Annotated in this window: 15 protein-coding genes; 5 read left to right on the top strand and 10 right to left on the bottom strand. The window is 69.3% G+C overall.

What is annotated here, in order from left to right:
• The 4 genes from AC1D15_RS05365 to tkt all read right to left on the bottom strand — a co-directional run.
• Nucleotides 1–1,551: S8 family peptidase (locus AC1D15_RS05365; RefSeq protein ID WP_477825190.1), on the bottom strand; the 1,551-nt coding region annotated here is incomplete at its 3' end.
• A 196-nt stretch (nt 1,552–1,747) separates the two neighbouring features.
• Nucleotides 1,748–2,746 carry a type I glyceraldehyde-3-phosphate dehydrogenase gene (gene gap / locus AC1D15_RS05360; RefSeq protein WP_465111417.1) on the bottom strand — a complete coding sequence of 333 codons (999 nt, stop codon included), beginning with the start codon at nt 2,744–2,746 and terminating at the stop codon, nt 1,748–1,750.
• A 62-nt stretch (nt 2,747–2,808) separates the two neighbouring features.
• Nucleotides 2,809–3,807, bottom strand: a complete 999-nt coding sequence (locus AC1D15_RS05355; protein WP_477825189.1) for an energy transducer TonB — start codon at nt 3,805–3,807, stop codon at nt 2,809–2,811.
• Nucleotides 3,807–5,864, bottom strand: a complete 2,058-nt coding sequence (gene tkt, locus AC1D15_RS05350; RefSeq protein WP_477825188.1) for a transketolase — start codon at nt 5,862–5,864, stop codon at nt 3,807–3,809. The genes AC1D15_RS05355 and tkt overlap by 1 nt, the downstream gene beginning before the upstream one ends.
• A gap of 92 nt (nt 5,865–5,956) precedes the next feature.
• On the opposite strand from tkt, the gene speD reads away from it, so the two are divergent.
• The gene (speD, locus tag AC1D15_RS05345; protein WP_477825187.1) at nt 5,957–6,319 is read left to right on the top strand and encodes an adenosylmethionine decarboxylase; all 363 of its coding nucleotides are present in this window, start codon (nt 5,957–5,959) and stop codon (nt 6,317–6,319) included.
• Nucleotides 6,316–7,026 carry a nucleotidyltransferase family protein gene (locus tag AC1D15_RS05340; protein ID WP_477825186.1) on the top strand — a complete coding sequence of 237 codons (711 nt, stop codon included), beginning with the start codon at nt 6,316–6,318 and terminating at the stop codon, nt 7,024–7,026. Before speD ends, AC1D15_RS05340 begins: the two co-directional genes overlap by 4 nt.
• On the opposite strand, the gene AC1D15_RS05335 is transcribed toward AC1D15_RS05340, so the two are convergent.
• The 5 genes from AC1D15_RS05335 to AC1D15_RS05315 are packed head-to-tail and all read right to left on the bottom strand — an operon-like array spanning nt 7,013 to nt 12,011.
• Nucleotides 7,013–8,332 (bottom strand): NAD(P)/FAD-dependent oxidoreductase, encoded by a 1,320-nt coding sequence (locus AC1D15_RS05335; protein ID WP_477825185.1) that lies wholly within the window; start codon nt 8,330–8,332, stop codon nt 7,013–7,015. The genes AC1D15_RS05340 and AC1D15_RS05335 overlap by 14 nt on opposite strands.
• Nucleotides 8,333–8,369: 37 nt before the next feature.
• Entirely contained in the window at nt 8,370–9,494 is a 1,125-nt protein-coding gene (locus tag AC1D15_RS05330; RefSeq protein WP_477825184.1) for an ABC transporter permease, read from the bottom strand.
• Complete coding sequence (locus AC1D15_RS05325; protein WP_477825183.1) at nt 9,491–10,423, bottom strand: ABC transporter ATP-binding protein; 933 nt, start codon at nt 10,421–10,423, stop codon at nt 9,491–9,493. Before AC1D15_RS05325 ends, AC1D15_RS05330 begins: the two co-directional genes overlap by 4 nt.
• Nucleotides 10,420–11,376, bottom strand: coding sequence for an HlyD family secretion protein (locus AC1D15_RS05320; protein ID WP_477825182.1), 957 nt, complete (start codon nt 11,374–11,376; stop codon nt 10,420–10,422). Before AC1D15_RS05320 ends, AC1D15_RS05325 begins: the two co-directional genes overlap by 4 nt.
• A complete protein-coding gene (locus AC1D15_RS05315) occupies nt 11,373–12,011 on the bottom strand; it encodes a TetR/AcrR family transcriptional regulator (protein ID WP_477825181.1) in 639 nt (212 codons plus the stop codon). Before AC1D15_RS05315 ends, AC1D15_RS05320 begins: the two co-directional genes overlap by 4 nt.
• 113 nt (nt 12,012–12,124) lie before the next feature.
• Here AC1D15_RS05315 and AC1D15_RS05310 point away from each other — a divergent pair, with 113 nt between their 5' ends.
• Together AC1D15_RS05310 and AC1D15_RS05305 are read left to right on the top strand one after the other, a co-directional pair.
• Entirely contained in the window at nt 12,125–12,583 is a 459-nt protein-coding gene (locus tag AC1D15_RS05310; RefSeq protein ID WP_477825180.1) for a type II toxin-antitoxin system Phd/YefM family antitoxin, read from the top strand.
• A complete protein-coding gene (locus AC1D15_RS05305; protein ID WP_477825179.1) occupies nt 12,580–13,140 on the top strand; it encodes a DUF6036 family nucleotidyltransferase in 561 nt (186 codons plus the stop codon). Before AC1D15_RS05310 ends, AC1D15_RS05305 begins: the two co-directional genes overlap by 4 nt.
• Before the next feature lie 10 nt (nt 13,141–13,150).
• Here AC1D15_RS05305 and AC1D15_RS05300 read toward each other — a convergent pair whose 3' ends face one another.
• Nucleotides 13,151–14,131 carry a potassium channel beta subunit family protein gene (locus tag AC1D15_RS05300; protein ID WP_477825178.1) on the bottom strand — a complete coding sequence of 327 codons (981 nt, stop codon included), beginning with the start codon at nt 14,129–14,131 and terminating at the stop codon, nt 13,151–13,153.
• Nucleotides 14,132–14,274: 143 nt separating this feature from the next.
• On the opposite strand from AC1D15_RS05300, the gene AC1D15_RS05295 reads away from it, so the two are divergent.
• A partial coding sequence (locus AC1D15_RS05295; protein WP_477825177.1) for a hypothetical protein occupies nt 14,275–15,057 on the top strand: 783 nt, incomplete at its 3' end.

Genomic DNA, 15,057 nt, shown 5'->3' with positions numbered 1-15,057 from the left:
CGCCTGGGCCACGGCGGCCACCGCCGCGCCGGCGTCCAGCAGGCCGGCACCGCAGGTGGCCGTCGTGCAGTAGCACTCGGCATCCTGCGCGGTCGCGGTCGGCGCATGGCAGGCCGCGACACCGCTTCCGGCACCGGTGGACGGGAACGCGCGCGCGCTGCTCTTCAGTGCGCTGATCGCCTGCGCCGGCGTCAGGGTCGGATCGGCCGAGAACATCAGGCCCAGCGTGCCGGCCACCAGCGGTGTCGAGAAGCTGGTGCCGAGCGAGGTGTTGCTGCCGTCGGAGTAGGTGCTGGTGCCCGGGCTGGTGGTGCCGGTGTTGGTGGTCGTCAGGATCGGGTACAGGCAGGCGCCGGCGGTGTTGACGCAGTTGCCGGCCGGCGCGGCGATCGTGACCTCCGGCCCGAGGCTGGAGTAGCCGACCTTGGTGCCGGTGTGGCGCACGCCGGCCACGCCGACGACGCCCGGGCAGTTGGCCGGCACGTTGACCGCCAGCCCGTCGTTGCCGGCGGCCGCGACGACGACGACGCCGGCGGTGGTCAGCTCGGTGATCGCGTCCTTGTAGGCCTGCGAGCAGGAGCCCGAACCGCCGAGGCTCAGGCTCAGCACCTTGGCCGGATTGGCGTTGGTCGTGACGCCGGGCACCGTGAAGCCGGCGGCCCAGCGCATCGCCGCGATGATGTCGCTGTCGGCACCGCCGCACTTGCCGAGCACCCGCACCGGCAGCACCTTCACGTCGCGCCCGATGCTGGCCATGCCGACGCCGTTGTTGGTCGACGCACCGACGAGGCCGGCCGTCTGCGTGCCGTGCCAGCTGCTGTCCTCGGCGCCGCAACCGGCAAAGTCGCCGCTCGCGTTCTCGTCCGAGGTGATCCAGTCGCCGGGGTCGCTCGGGTCGCTGTCGCGGCCGCCGCCATCGTTCGCGGTGGCGGCGTCGCTGATGAAGTCGTAGCCCGGCAGCAGCTTGCTGGCGAGCTCCGGGTGGTCGCCGCGGATGCCGGTGTCCAGCACCGCGACGACGACGCTGCTGCTGCCGGTCGTGAGCGCCCAGGCCGTCTCGGCATTGATCGCCGAGACCACGCTGCTGCTCGACGCACGCAGGTACCACTGGCCGGCGACCGGCGACACGCTCGCGCCACCGGCATACAGCGGATCGTTCGGTGCCGCGAACGCGCGGCGGCGGCCGTCCGGCACGGCGTATTCGACATCGGACAAGGCCGACAGGCGGGCCGCGAGGTCCGCCGAGCTGAGGCCGCTCGCCTTCACGAGCTGGCTGCGGGCCGACACCGCCGGGCCGTCGCTGAGCGCGAGGCCGACCCGCTGCGACAGCGCCTGTGCCTGCTGCGGTGCCGCCTGCGCGTTGCTGCTCCCCCCGCTCGCCACCGACAGCGCCCGCATCGCGCTCGAGTCCGCCTTGAACTTGACGATGACCCGCGCCTGCATCTCGGCGGGAATCTTGTGCACGGCAGGCGCCGGCTCGGCCGCCGATGCCGCCGGTGCGAGTGACGCGGCCAGCAACGAGGCGATGCAGGAGACGATGAGTCGCTTCATGGGACAACCTGGGAGGGGCGCGCAGCCCGGAGCGGCCAGTGTAGGCAGCAGCCTTGTGTCCAGGGGTGAACCGGACATCGGTTGACACGCATGGAGACAACTGGCTTCAAATGAGCGTGCAGATTCGATGGTCGGCAGCGGAACGACACATGAAAAAGACCTCCCGCAGGAGGCCTTCCGGCAGCGCAAGCAGCGCTTACTTCGCGACCACGCGGACCATCTCGAGCACCTTGTTCGAGTAGCCCCATTCGTTGTCGTACCACGACACCAGCTTCACGAAGGTGCTGTCGAGCGCGATGCCGGCGTCGGCGTCGAAGATCGAGGTGCGCGGGTCGCCGCGGAAGTCGGTCGCGACGACCTTGTCCTCGGTGTAGCCGAGGATGCCCTTCAGCGCGCCTTCGGACTGCGCCTTGAACTCGGCGCAGATCTCCTTGTAGGTCGCTTCCTTGTTCAGCTCGACGGTCAGGTCGACCACCGAGACGACCGAGGTCGGCACGCGGAACGACATGCCGGTGATCTTCTTGTTCAGCTCGGGGATCACGACGCCGACGGCCTTGGCCGCGCCGGTCGACGACGGGATGATGTTCTCGAGGATGCCGCGGCCGCCGCGCCAGTCCTTGTTGCTCGGGCCGTCGACGGTCTTCTGCGTCGCGGTGGTGGCGTGCACGGTGGTCATCAGGCCGCGCTTGATGCCCCACTTGTCGTTCAGCACCTTTGCGAGCGGCGCCAGGCAGTTGGTGGTGCATGAGGCGTTGGAGATGATGTCCTCGCCCTTGTAGCTCTTGTCGTTGACGCCGAACACGAACATCGGCGTGTCGTCCTTCGACGGGCCGGTCATCACGACCTTCCTGCCGCCGGCGGCGATGTGCTTGGACGCGGTGTCCTTGGTCAGGAAGATGCCGGTGCCTTCGACGATGATGTCGGCGCCGACCTCGCCCCACTTCAGCTCGGCCGGATCCTTCACGGCGCTCAGGCGGATCTTCTTGCCGTTGACGATCAGCGTGTTGCCGTCGACCGCCACCGTGCCGTCGAAGCGGCCGGCCACCGAGTCGTACTGCAGCATGTAGGCCAGGTAGTCAGGCTCCAGCAGGTCGTTGATCGCGACGACCTCGATGTCCTTGAAGTTCTGGATGGCGGCACGGAACACCATGCGCCCGATGCGGCCGAAGCCGTTGATGCCGATCTTGATGGTCATGGTCTGTCTCTCCAGTTGATGCTTGCGAAAAAACGTCGGGACATTGTCGCCGCTCGGGGGATTCAGCGGAGATCAAGCTGGGTACAAGGCACCGACACGGTCATCGGCGAGCCCAACACCTGCCCCAGCGCCTTGTAGGGAAGCTTGAGCGAGATCCTGGTCAGCCAGTCGAGGAACTCGGCACGCCGAGGGTCGCTCGATCCGATCTCTCCGACCGGGTTGGTCAGGAACGGCTGATACAGGTGCATGCGCACCTCGAACGGGCAGCCCATCGCATTGAAGTCGAAGTAGACGTGGTGCTCATCGAGCTTGTCGATGACCGGCACGAGCTGCTGCAGGCTCAGGTCCTTGAGGACGATGCCGCCCGAGTCTTCGATGCGAAAGTGGAACATTCGCGCGGCAGTGACGACCTCGTCCTCCTTCAGACAAGGGATCCGCACCCCGGATGCCCACCGGGTGACGGTCTCCACAAAAGGACGGGTCGCATCCTTGTAGGGATACGTCACGACGGGCGGCTGCGTCGGCCCGCGAAACTTCATCTCGACCAGCAAGGCCGCGTAGGTACTGCCGCTCCTGCCCGCCCCACTCGGGTATCCCGGAATCTCCGGAAACTGCACCTTGCAGTTCTCCGATTGGATGTCGGGGTTCGTCTTCAGCAACGGGCGCCATTTGATCGGCCGCCCGTCGTCCGGCGTGAACTCGAAATCCTGCGTCGCGGTGACCGTGCCCGCTTCCGGGCGCAGGCAGGGCAACCGATAGGCGGACACATAGTCTTCCACCGCCGCATCGAATCTGGAATCGCCGGCGTGGGTGAGGATGTTGACGCGGGGTGGCTTGCCCGGGTGGTGGAACTCCAGGCTGACGCGCACCTGCGCGGACTGCTTGAACCGTTTCGCGTCCTCGGGGTACTCGATGGGCTTGCGGTCGGCCGGCGCCGGCGTCAGACAGGCAAGCGAATCCCGGTCCGCCTGCAGCACGAAGCCCTCGGGCAGCGCCTCGGCCGCATGAACGGCGCAGGGAACGAGCAGGCCGAGCAGCAGCCCGGCCAGCGCCCGCTTCATCAGCGGCCCAGCACGACACGCACGGTGTCGGCCACGTTCTCCGGCGTGAAGTGGAAGTGCTTGAACAGCACCGGCGCCGGTGCCGATTCGCCGTAGGTGTCGATGCCGACCACCGCGGCGCAGCCGTACTTCCACCAGCCGTCGCTCACGCCCATCTCGACCGCGATGCGCGGCAGGCCCTGCGGCAGCACGCTGGTCTTGTAGGCGGCGCTCTGGCGGTCGAACACCGAGGTGCTGGGCATGCTGACCACGCGCACCGCGATCGCGCCGTTCTCCGGCTTCGCGAGCAGCTGCTGCGCATGCAGCGCGAGCTGCACCTCGGAGCCGGTGGCGATGATCACCGCCTGCGCCTTCTTCTTCAGGCCCACCTCGCCCGGCTCGGCCAGCACGTAGCCGCCCTTGGCGATGGTGTCGACCGCGGCCTGCGGCTGGCCGGCCCCGAACTCGGCCTTCGGCGCATACGGCAGGTTCTGGCGCGACAGCAGCAGCGCGCTCGGGCGGCGCTGGTTCTCGATCGCGACACCCCAGGCCACGGCCGTCTCGGCCGTGTCGGCCGGGCGCCAGACGTCCAGCCCCGGGATCAGGCGCAGCGCCGCGGCATGCTCGACCGACTGGTGGGTCGGGCCGTCTTCGCCGAGGCCGATGCTGTCGTGCGTGAACACGTGGATCACGCGGATCTTCATCAGCGCGGCCATGCGGATCGCATTGCGGCTGTAGTCGCTGAAGGTCAGGAAGGTGCCGCCGTACGGGATGAAGCCGCCGTGCAGCGCGATGCCGTTCATGATCGCGGCCATGCCGAACTCACGCACGCCGTAGTTGATGTGGCGCCCGCCGTTCGGCGAACCGTCGGCCTCGAAACGCAGCGGCGGCGTGCTGCCGGTGTTGGTCAGGTTCGAGCCGGTCAGGTCGGCGCTGCCGCCGAGCAGCTCGGGCAGCGCCTTCGTGAACGACTCCAGCGCGATCTGGCTGGCCTTGCGGCTGGCCACGTTCTCGGCCTTCGCGTTCGCGGCGACCGCGGCGTCGAGCAGCGTCTGCGCGAAGTTCTTCGGCAGCTCATGGTCCATGCGGCGGATGAACTCGACCGCCAGTTCCGGGTACGCCTTCGAATAGGCCTCGAAGGCATCGACCCACGCCGTCTCGTCGGCGAGGCCGGCCGGGCGGCTGTCCCACTGCTCGTAGGCCTGCTCCGGAATCACGAACGGCTCGTAGCTCCAGCCGAGGGCTTCGCGGGTCAGCTTGATCTCTTCGGCCCCCAACGCCTCGCCGTGCGCCTTCGACGTGCCGCCGCGGTTCGGCGAGCCCTTGCCGATGGTGGTCTTGCAGCAGATCAGCGTCGGCTTGTCGGCCCGCTTGGCGGCGGCGATCGCGGCATCGACCGCGCTCACGTCCTGGCCGTCGACCGCGGCGATCACGTTCCAGCCGTAGGCCTCGAAGCGCTTCGGCGTGTCGTCGATGAACCACGGCGCGACCTTGCCGTCGATCGAGATGCCGTTGTCGTCGTACAGCGCGATCAGCTTGTTCAGGCGCCAGGCGCCGGCCAGCGCGGCGGCCTCGTGGCTGATGCCTTCCATCAGGCAGCCGTCGCCGAGGAACACGTAGGTGTGGTGGTCGACGATGGCGTGGCCGTCGCGGTTGAATTCCTTCGCGAGCAGCTTCTCGGCCAGCGCCATGCCGACCGCGTTCGTGACGCCCTGGCCGAGCGGGCCGGTGGTGGTCTCGACGCCCGGCGTGTAGCCCATTTCGGGGTGGCCCGGGGTCTTGCTGTGCAGCTGGCGGAAATTGCGCAGCTCGCTCATCGGCAGGTCGTAGCCGGTCAGGTGCAGCAGCGCGTACAGGATCATCGACGCGTGGCCGTTGCTCAGCACGAAGCGGTCGCGGTTGGCCCAGTGCGGGTTGGCCGGGTTGTGGCGCAGGTGACGGCCCCACAGTGCGACCGCCATGTCGGCCATGCCCATCGGGGCGCCCGGGTGGCCGGAATTGGCCTGCTGGACGGCGTCCATCGCCAAGGCGCGGATGGCGTTCGCCATCAAGGTGGTGTCGTGGGCGGGGGCAGTCATGCCGGGCGGCTCCTGGGTTGGATTCGGGAAGGTCGCGTGAGGGCGCGAGGGGCGGAAGCGGCGCATTTTAGGCGCCGCCGATAATCCCGCCGATGCAAGGCCTGCACCTCACCGCCGACCTGCGCGGCTGCGCCCCCGGCAACCCCGCGATGACCGACCCCGACGCGCTGCGCCGGCGCTGCCTCGCGGCCGTCGCGGCGGCGGCGCTGCAGCCGGTGGGCGAGCTGTTCCACCGCTTCCCGGCGCCGGGCGGCGTGACCGGCGTCGTGCTGCTGGCCGAATCGCACCTCGCGGTGCACACCTGGCCCGAGCTGGCGGCGGTGACACTGGACGTCTACGTGTGCAACCTCGGCGCGGACAACTCGGCCAAGGCGCATGCGCTGCTCGACACGCTGCTCGGCGTGTTCGAGCCGGCCCGGGTGGAACGCCAATCGCTGCTGCGGGGTACCGAATGAAACGCGGAGCCATCATCCTGGCCGMCGGCCGTGGCGAGCGCATGCGGCCGCTGACCGATGCGACGCCGAAGCCCCTGCTGAAGGTGCACGGCAAGCCGCTGATCGAATGGCACCTGGAGGCGCTGGCGCGCGACGGCGTGCGCGACGTGGTGATCAACACCGCGTGGCTGGAGGCGCAGATCCCGGCCGCGCTCGGCGACGGCAGCCGCTGGGGCCTGCACATCCGCTACTCGATGGAAGGCCGCGACCACGGTGGTGCGCTGGAGACGGCCGGCGGCATCGCGAAGGCGCTGCCGCTGCTGGTCGACGGCCCGGACGAGTGCTTCTGGGTCGTCTCGGGCGACATCCACGCGCCGGGCTTCCGCTTTGACGCCGCCCAAGGCGAGCGCTTCGCCGCCGGGTCGCTGCTGGCGCACCTGTGGCTGGTGCCGAACCCGGCGTTCCATGCAAAGGGCGATTTCGGGCTCGACGCCGAAGGCTTCGGGCTGGCCGACTCCGCGGGGCCGGACGGCCTGCGCTGGACCTACGCCAACCTCGCGCTGTGCCGCGCGTCGCTGTGCGCCGGCATCGCGCCGGGCACCAAGGCGGCGCTCGGGCCGCTGCTGTTCGCCGGCATGCGCGAGCGGCGCATCAGCGCCGAGGTGTGGCGCGGCGCATGGGAGAACGTCGGCACGCCGGCGCAGCTCGCCGCGCTCAATGCAGCTTGATCTTCGGCCGGTAGGTCCGGTCGAGGAACTCTGACAGCGTCACCAGCACCATCCGCCAGAAGCCGCCCAGCGCCATCTGGTGCTGCTTGTGCAACGCCCAGTACATGAACTGCGCGAGCCGCCCTTCGATGAACAGGCTGCCGCGCGTCAGGCTGCCCATCAGGCTGCCGACTGACGAGTACTCCGACAGCGACACCAGCGAGCCCTTGTCGCTGAAGACGAACGGCTTCACCGTCTCGCCCGCCAGCAGCTTCGGGATCGCCTTCACCAGGTACATCGCCTCCTGGTAGGCCGCCTGCGCGCGTGGCGGCACCCAGGCGCCGTCGGGTTGCTGGCAGGCCGCGCAATCGCCGAACGCGAAGATCGCCGGGTCGCGCGTGGTCTGCAGGTTGCCGTTGACCATCAGCTGGTTCAGCTTGTTGGTTTCCAGCGGATCGCGGCCCTCGCCACCGCCCAGCGTGCGCAGGAAATCCGCCGCCTTGACGCCGGCCGCCCACACCGTGAGGTCGGAGCCGATCACCTTGCCGCTGGCCATCTTCAGGCTGCTGCCGGTCACCTCGACGACGCGCTCGTTCGTGTGCACCTCGATCGCCAGCTTGCGCAGCTCGCGCACCGCCGCCTCGCTCAGGCGCTCGGGCAGTTGCGAGAGCAGCCGCGGCGCCGCCTCGACCAGCACGATCTGCAGGTCCTTCTCGGGGTGGATGTGGTCGAAGCCGTAGTTCGCGAGCACGCGCGCCGCGGCATGCAATTCGGCCGCCAGCTCGACGCCGGTGGCGCCGCCGCCGACGATCGCCACCGTGAGGCGGCCGCTGCCGGCCGCGCGCGGCACGCTCTGCGCACGGATGCAGGCGTTGATCAGCCGGTCGTTGAAGCGCTTGGCGGCCTGCGGGCTGTCGAGCTTGATCGTGTGCTCGGCCGCGCCCGCGGTACCGAAATCGTTGGTCTGGCTGCCGACCGCGATCACCAGCGTGTCGTAGGGCAGCGTCTGCGCCGGCGTGATCTCGCGGCCGCCTTCGTCGTAGCTCGCGTCCAGCTGCACCGTCTTCGCCGCGCGGTCGATGCCCGACAGCCGGCCGAGCCGGAACTTGAAATGGTGGCCGCGCGCCTGCGCGAGGAACTCGATCTCCTCGGCATGGGTGTCGAAGCTGCCGGCCGCGAGCTGGTGCAGCAACGGCTTCCAGACGTGCGTGCGGGCAGCATCGACCAGCGTGATCTCCGCTGCACCGCGCTTGCCGAGCGTCTTGCCGAGCTGCGTGGCCAGCGCGAGGCCGCCGGCCCCGCCTCCCACGATCACGATCCGTTGCATGCGAGCGCCTTTCGTCGTTGTTGTCGGGTGGAGGGTATCAGTCGACGGTCTGGCGGTAGCGAGTCAGTGCAACCGTGCCGGCCACCAGCATGAACAGCGCGATCGGCCACAGGTGCGGCGCCACCTCGGCCAGCCCGTTGCCCTTCAGCAGGATGCCGCGCACGATGCGCAGGAAATGCGTCAGCGGCAGCGCCTCGCCGATCGCCTGCGCCCAGCCCGGCATGCCGCGGAACGGGAACATGAAGCCGGTCAGCAGCATCGACGGCAGGAAGAAGAAGAACGTCAGCTGCATCGCCTGCAGCTGGTTGCGCGCGATCGTCGAGAACGTGAAGCCGACCGCCAGGTTCGCCGCGATGAACAGCACCAGCACCGACGACAGCAACAGCACGCTGCCTTCCATCGGCACGCTGAACAGCAGCCGCGCGGCGCCGAGGATCACGACCACCTGCACATAGCCGATCAGGATGTAGGGGACGATCTTGCCGAGCATCACCTCGACCGGGCGGGCCGGCGTCGCGAGCAGGTTCTCCATCGTGCCGCGCTCGCGTTCGCGCGTCATCGCGAGCGAGGTCATCATCACCATCGTCATCGTCAGGATCACGCCGATCAGCCCGGGGATCACGTTGTAGCTGGTCAGGCCCTCGGGGTTGTAGCGGCGCTGGATGCGGATCTCCCAGGGCGGCTCGGTGGGCCTCAGCGCGGCGAGCGCACCCTCCAGCTCGCGGCCGATCGCCCGTTGCGCAATGCTGTTGACCGCCGCGACCGCGTTGCCGGTGGCCGCCGGGTCGGTGGCGTCGGCCGCCAGCAGCAGCGCCGGGCGTTCGCCGCGCTGCAGCCGACGCGAGAAGTCCGGCGGCACCACGAGCGCAAACTGCACGCGGCCGGCGGCCAGCAGTGCATCGGCCTCGGCCACCCCGGCCGGACGCTCGGTGATGCGGAAGTACTGCGAGTTCTCGAGCCCCGCGACCAGGCTGCGCGTGAACTCGCTGTGGTCCTGCACGACGAGGGCCGCCGGCAGCTGCTTCGGGTCGTTGTTGATCGCGAAGCCGAACAGCACCAGCTGCATGATCGGCACGATCACCATCATCCCGAAGGTCAGCCGGTCGCGGCGCACCTGGCGCAGTTCCTTCACCAGGATGGCGATGAAGCGATTCCAGCTCATGGCTTTTCAGCCGCGAAGTTGTCCTTCGCGTCCTGCATCAGCGCGATGAAGACGTCCTCGAGGCTGGGCTCGATCGCGCTGGCTTTCAGGTCAGAGCGGTCGAGCGTGCCGAGCGCATCGCGGATCGCCTGCTCGCTGTCGCCACTGACGTGCAGCGTGGTGCCGAACGGCGCCACCGTGCGGATGCCGGGCGCCTCGCGCAGCCGGTGCCCGACCGCCACCAGGTCCGGGCCGGCCACCGCCCAGGTCACGAGCCGTGCGCTCGCGATCACCTGCTGCACCGTGCCCTGCGTCAGCAGCTTGCCGTAGGCGATGTACGCGAGCTCGTGACAGCRCTCGGCCTCGTCCATGTAGTGGGTCGACACCAGCACCGTCAGGCCGGCGGCGGCCAGGTCGTGGATCTGGTCCCAGAAATCGCGCCGCGCTGCCGGGTCGACGCCGGCAGTGGGTTCGTCGAGCAGCAGCAATTGCGGTTCGTGGATCAGGCACGCGGCGAGCGCGAGGCGCTGCTTCCAGCCGCCCGACAGCGAGCCGGCGAGCTGCGTGCGGCGCGTCTGCAGCCCGAGCTGGCCGAGCGTCGCGGTGACTTTCGCGCGCCGGTCGGGCACGGCATAGACACGCGCGATGAAGTCGAGGTTCTCCTCGATGCTCAGGTCTTCATAGAGCCCGAAGCGCTGCGTCATGTAGCCGACCTGCCGCTTGATCTGCCGCGCCTGCGTGCGGATGTCATGGCCCATGCAGGTGCCGCCGCCGTCGTCGGGCGTCAGCAGGCCGCACAGCATGCGGATCGTCGTCGTCTTGCCGCTGCCGTTCGGGCCGAGGAAGCCGTGGATGCGGCCCTTCTCGACCCGCAGGTCGACGTGGTCGACCACGGTGCGGCCGCCGTAGCGCTTGGTCAGGCCGTGCACGTCGATCAGGGCCGTGTTCATGATTTCGCGCCGAGCCGCACCTGCAGCGGCTGGCCCGGATGCAGGCGGCGCGCCTCGGCGGGCTCGGGCCGGGCCTCGACCATGAACACCAGGGCCGAGCGGTTCTCGCGGCTGTAGATCAGCGGCGACGTGAACTCCGCCTCGCGGGCGATGAAGCTCAGCCGGGCGGGAATCGGCGCGCCGCAACCGTCGCAGGCCAGGCTGACCGGCTGGCCGAGCGCCAGGCCGCCAAGCGCCGCCTCGGGCACGAAGAAGCGCGCCTTGATGTTGCCGGGCGGCAGCAGCGTCAGCACCGGGCCGCCGAGYGGCACGTACTCGCCTTCGCGGTACAGCACGTCGACCACGTCGGCCGCCGCCGGCACGCGCTGCGTCTTCTGCGCGACGCGCCATTCGGCCTGCGCGAGCTGCGCCTGCGCGGCCTTCGCCTCCTGCTCGGCGGCGGCGATCTCGGCGCTGCGCGCGCCGAGGTTCGCGACGCGCAGCTGCGCCGCCAGTTCGTTGACGTGCGCCTGGTCGCTCGCCACCTTGCTGCGCGCCTGGTCCAGCGCGGCCGGCGAATTGAACTGCTCGGCCACCAGCTTCGTGGTGCGCGCGAGCTCGGCATTCGACAACGCGAGTGCCGCCTGCGCCTGCGCGAGCTGGGCGCGCACCGCGGCGAGCTCGTCCGGGCGCTTGCCGGTGCGCAGGTTGGCGAGCTGCTGCTGCGCGGCACGCAGGCGGGACTCGGCCTCCTCGCGCGCGGCACGCTCGCTCTCCTGTTCCAGCACGAAGGCGGGCGCCGACGCCGCGGCACGGTCGCCGCGCTGCAGGTGCAGCCGCGCCAGCGTGCCGGCGACCGGTGCGGACAGCCGCACATAGTCGCCTTCCGCATAGCCGGCGTAGCCCTCGGGCGCGGGCTGGCTGCAGGCCGACAACAGCGCAGCGAGCAGGATCGGCAGGGCGGTTCGCTTCATGGGGCGTCTCCAGGCGAGGGCTGCCAGGCGCGCAGCGCGGCATCGATGCGCGTCTCGATCGCGGCATCGGACAGCAGGTGTTCGTCGATCAGCGCGCCGGCCTCGGGCGGGCCGCCGGCACCCTGCATCGCGGCGCCGATCAGGATCGGCGACGCGACACCCGCCGCGATGAAGGCCAGCACCTGCGGCGGCGGTGCGGCGCGGAACTCGCCGCGTTGCTGGGCCTGGGCGATCAGCGCGCCGACGATGCCGATGTGGCGCGGCAGGTTGGCCTGCAGGAACTCGCGCGCAGCCGCCTCGCCGGCCATCGCGTCGGCCAGGATGCGCACCAGCAGGTGCCGGTGCGCCCGGCCGAAATGCGCCAGCACGCGCAGCGCGCCGCGCAGGTTGTGCAGCGGCGTGGCGGTGGCATCGACCTCGAGCGTCAGCGCGGAGAACATCGCCTCGTAGGTGCGTTGCAGCACCGCGCGGATGAAGTTGTCCTTGCTCTTGAAGTGGTAGTGAAACATGCCCAGGTTGACGCCCGCATGCTCGGTGAGCCGGCGCACCGACAGCCCGGCGCAACCGGTCAGCGGCAGCAGTTCGAGGCCGGCATCGAGCAGGCGCTGGTCGACGTTCTGTGAGGGGCGTGGCATGGCATAACTATACGAACGTGTAGTTATCAACGTCAAGGCTGCTGCTTGAAAAACCCCGATGGCTAAATTGTCCATTTTGATAAAAAATGGACAATCAAAATTGGTGGAGCGTCATGCAGCAGTTCTCCTCGACACAGGCCAAGCAGAACTTCGGCGATCTGATGAAGGCCGCGGGAGAAGCGCCGGTGGCCATTGAACGACATGGCCGGGTCGAGGCCATCATCGCGGCGCCACGCTTCTTCTCGCCAGCCGGTGACCAGGACCTCACGGCCCGAAAGCAGGCCAGACTTCAACAAACATTGGTCGAGAAAGATCGCCTGATTCGCCACCAGCGCATTGCGCTCGACCTGGTGACGGCGACGCCCAAGGAACGTGCTGCGATGATCGCGCAGGCCCTGAAGGTGGTCGAACGCTGGCGGCAGGAGCGCCTGTGCAGCGGGGACTACATCGACCGCTGGTCCGCGATCCTTCACCAACCCGTGCGGCAGATGGCCCTGACGATGATCTCGGATGCCGAAGGTTGGGGCACGGCGCTGCGCCAGAACTCGCCCTGGGTGGGCTTGCACGCATGAACCTCAACGCGTTGTTCGCACTGCTCGACGAGGCCCGGCGGCTGTCGGGTCACCCCGACTTCGTCGTGATCGGCAGCCTGTCGATCCTCGGGCTCGAAGGGCATTTCGAGGTCCCGGCCGGCATGACGATGTCCAACGACCTCGATTGCTACACCAGGGACGACCCGCAACGGATCTTCGACTTGCTCGATGCGCTGGGCGAGAACTCCGCGTATCACCAGCAGTCCGGCTACTACCTGGATGCCGTCAGTCCGCAGCTGGCGAGCCTGCCGTCCGGTTGGGAGCAGCGCCTGATCAAGGTGGAGCGCGGTGGGCTGCGCGCCTGGTTTCTCGATCCGAACGATGCCGCCCTGTCCAAGTACGCACGTGGCGAACCGCGCGATCGGCGCTGGATCCGCGCGGGTATCGAAGCCGGCGTCGTATCTCTTCCGATGGTCAGGTCGCGCTTCGGCAGCACGAATTTCCTGGACGATGACGAGCGGAACCAGGCCCGGCAGCGGGTGGCCGCCGATCAGGCCTGGGTGGATGGCGTCGGCCAGGAGCCCGAAAGCCCTTGACCCGAAGACGTCAACCGGCCAACGACAGCGTGATCTCGTCGATCTTCGCCAGCACCTCCGGCGTCAGCTTCGGCGTCAACGCCAGCGCGCCCAGGTTGTCCTGCAGCTGCGACAGCTTCGACGCGCCGAGGATCACCGTGCTGACCCGCGGGTTGCGGTTGACCCAGGCCACCGCCAGCTGCGCGAGGTTGCCGCCCAGGTCGCGGGCGATCGGCTCCAGCTTCGCGACGGCGGCGTTCTTGTCCGCATCGGTCAGCCCCTTCAGCAGGAAGCCCATCCCCTCCAGCGCGCCGCGGCTGCCCTGCGGCACGCCGCTGCGGTACTTGCCGGTCAGCAGGCCGCTGGCCAGCGGGCTCCAGGTCGTCAGGCCCAGGCCGATGTCGTCATACAACCGCGCGTACTCCTGCTCGACGCGTTGGCGGTGGAACAGGTGGTACTGCGGCTGCTCCATCACCGGCTTGTGCAGGTGGTGGCGCTCGGCGATGTCATAGGCCGCGCGGATCTCGGCGGCGCTCCACTCGCTGGTGCCCCAGTACAGGGCCTTGCCGCGGGTGATCATGTCGCTCATCGCCCACACCGTCTCCTCGATCGGCGTGTGCGGGTCGGGGCGGTGGCAGTACACCAGGTCGATGTGCTCCAGCTGCATGCGCTTGAGCGAGCCGTCGATCGCCTGCGTCAGGTACTTGCGGTTCAGCGTGTCGCGCCGGTTGACGGTGTTGCCCTCGCGGTCCAGCCCCCAGAAGAACTTGGTCGACACGACGAAGTTCAGGCGCGGCCACTTCAGCTGCCGGAACGCCTCGCCCATCACCACCTCGCTCTGGCCGGCGGCGTACGCCTCGGCGTTGTCGAAGAAATTGACGCCGGCGTCGAAGGCCGCGGCGAGCATTTCCTTGGCCGAACCGGTGTCCACCTGGTTGTGGTAGGTGACCCAGGAGCCCAGCGACAGCTCGCTGACCTGCAGGCCGCTGCGGCCCAATCGACGGTATTTCATCGCTACACCTCGTTAAGAAGTGCGGCATCTTAGCCACAGCCCCGCGGTCGATTCGCACGCCGTCCACGAGCCCCCACGGCCGAGTGCGGGTACTCTCGTGGGCCCTCTTTGCGGGCGGTGCGCTTCGCGTTACCGTCGCGACCGTGACCAAGATGATCAGACCCTGCTCCCTCCTGCTGCCGCTGGCGCTGTGCGCGCTCGGCAGCCCGTCCGCGGCCCAGGCGGCCACCCGCAGCGCCGGCGGCTTCGCGTCGTTCAGCACCTGGCTGATGCTGCCCTTCCTCGTCGCGTTCGCGGTCGCCGGCCACATCTTCATCGGCCGCGGCGCGAAGGCGCTGGCCGCCTCATTCCAGCCGCTGGCCAGCGGCGAACTCGAACTCGCCGGCTACGAGCGCAACGTCTACGGCACCTCCGACCGCGCGATGCTCGAGGTGGTGGCGGTGCCGATCGTCGCGGGCCTCGTGATCTGGCTCGGCGCGGCGCTGTCGTTCGGCTGGCTGATCACGCTGGGCATCTTCGGCGTGCTCGGCGCGGTCGTGTTCGACATGGCGCGCTGGGAGCGCGTCAGCGTCAGCGCGAACTACGTCTGGTTCCAGCGCGGTTTCACCGGCAAGGTGCACCAGGTGGCGATCGAGAACATCCGCGACGTGAGCGTCGTCGAGGAAGACGGCACGCTGCCGACGCTGCGCCACCTGAACCGCAACAACCGGGTCTGCCGCCTGCTGATGCGCATGACCGACAAGCGGGCGGTGGCGCTGCCCAAGACCGATGCCGAGACGCAGCTCGACGCGGTGGAAAACGCCGCCAACCAGGTGCGCTGGCGCCTGCAGGCGCTGCAGGACAAGCAGAAGGGCGGCGCGACGACCCGGCCGGGCCCGCTGGCCGCAACGGCCCCGCCTGCTGCCTCCCGCCCGCCCCCCGACCCC

It is taken from the genome of Rhizobacter sp. P2_H2 (assembly GCF_056403375.1).
Note: the sequence above shows the minus strand (reverse complement) of the source record. Positions and strands in the feature narration are given on the sequence as shown.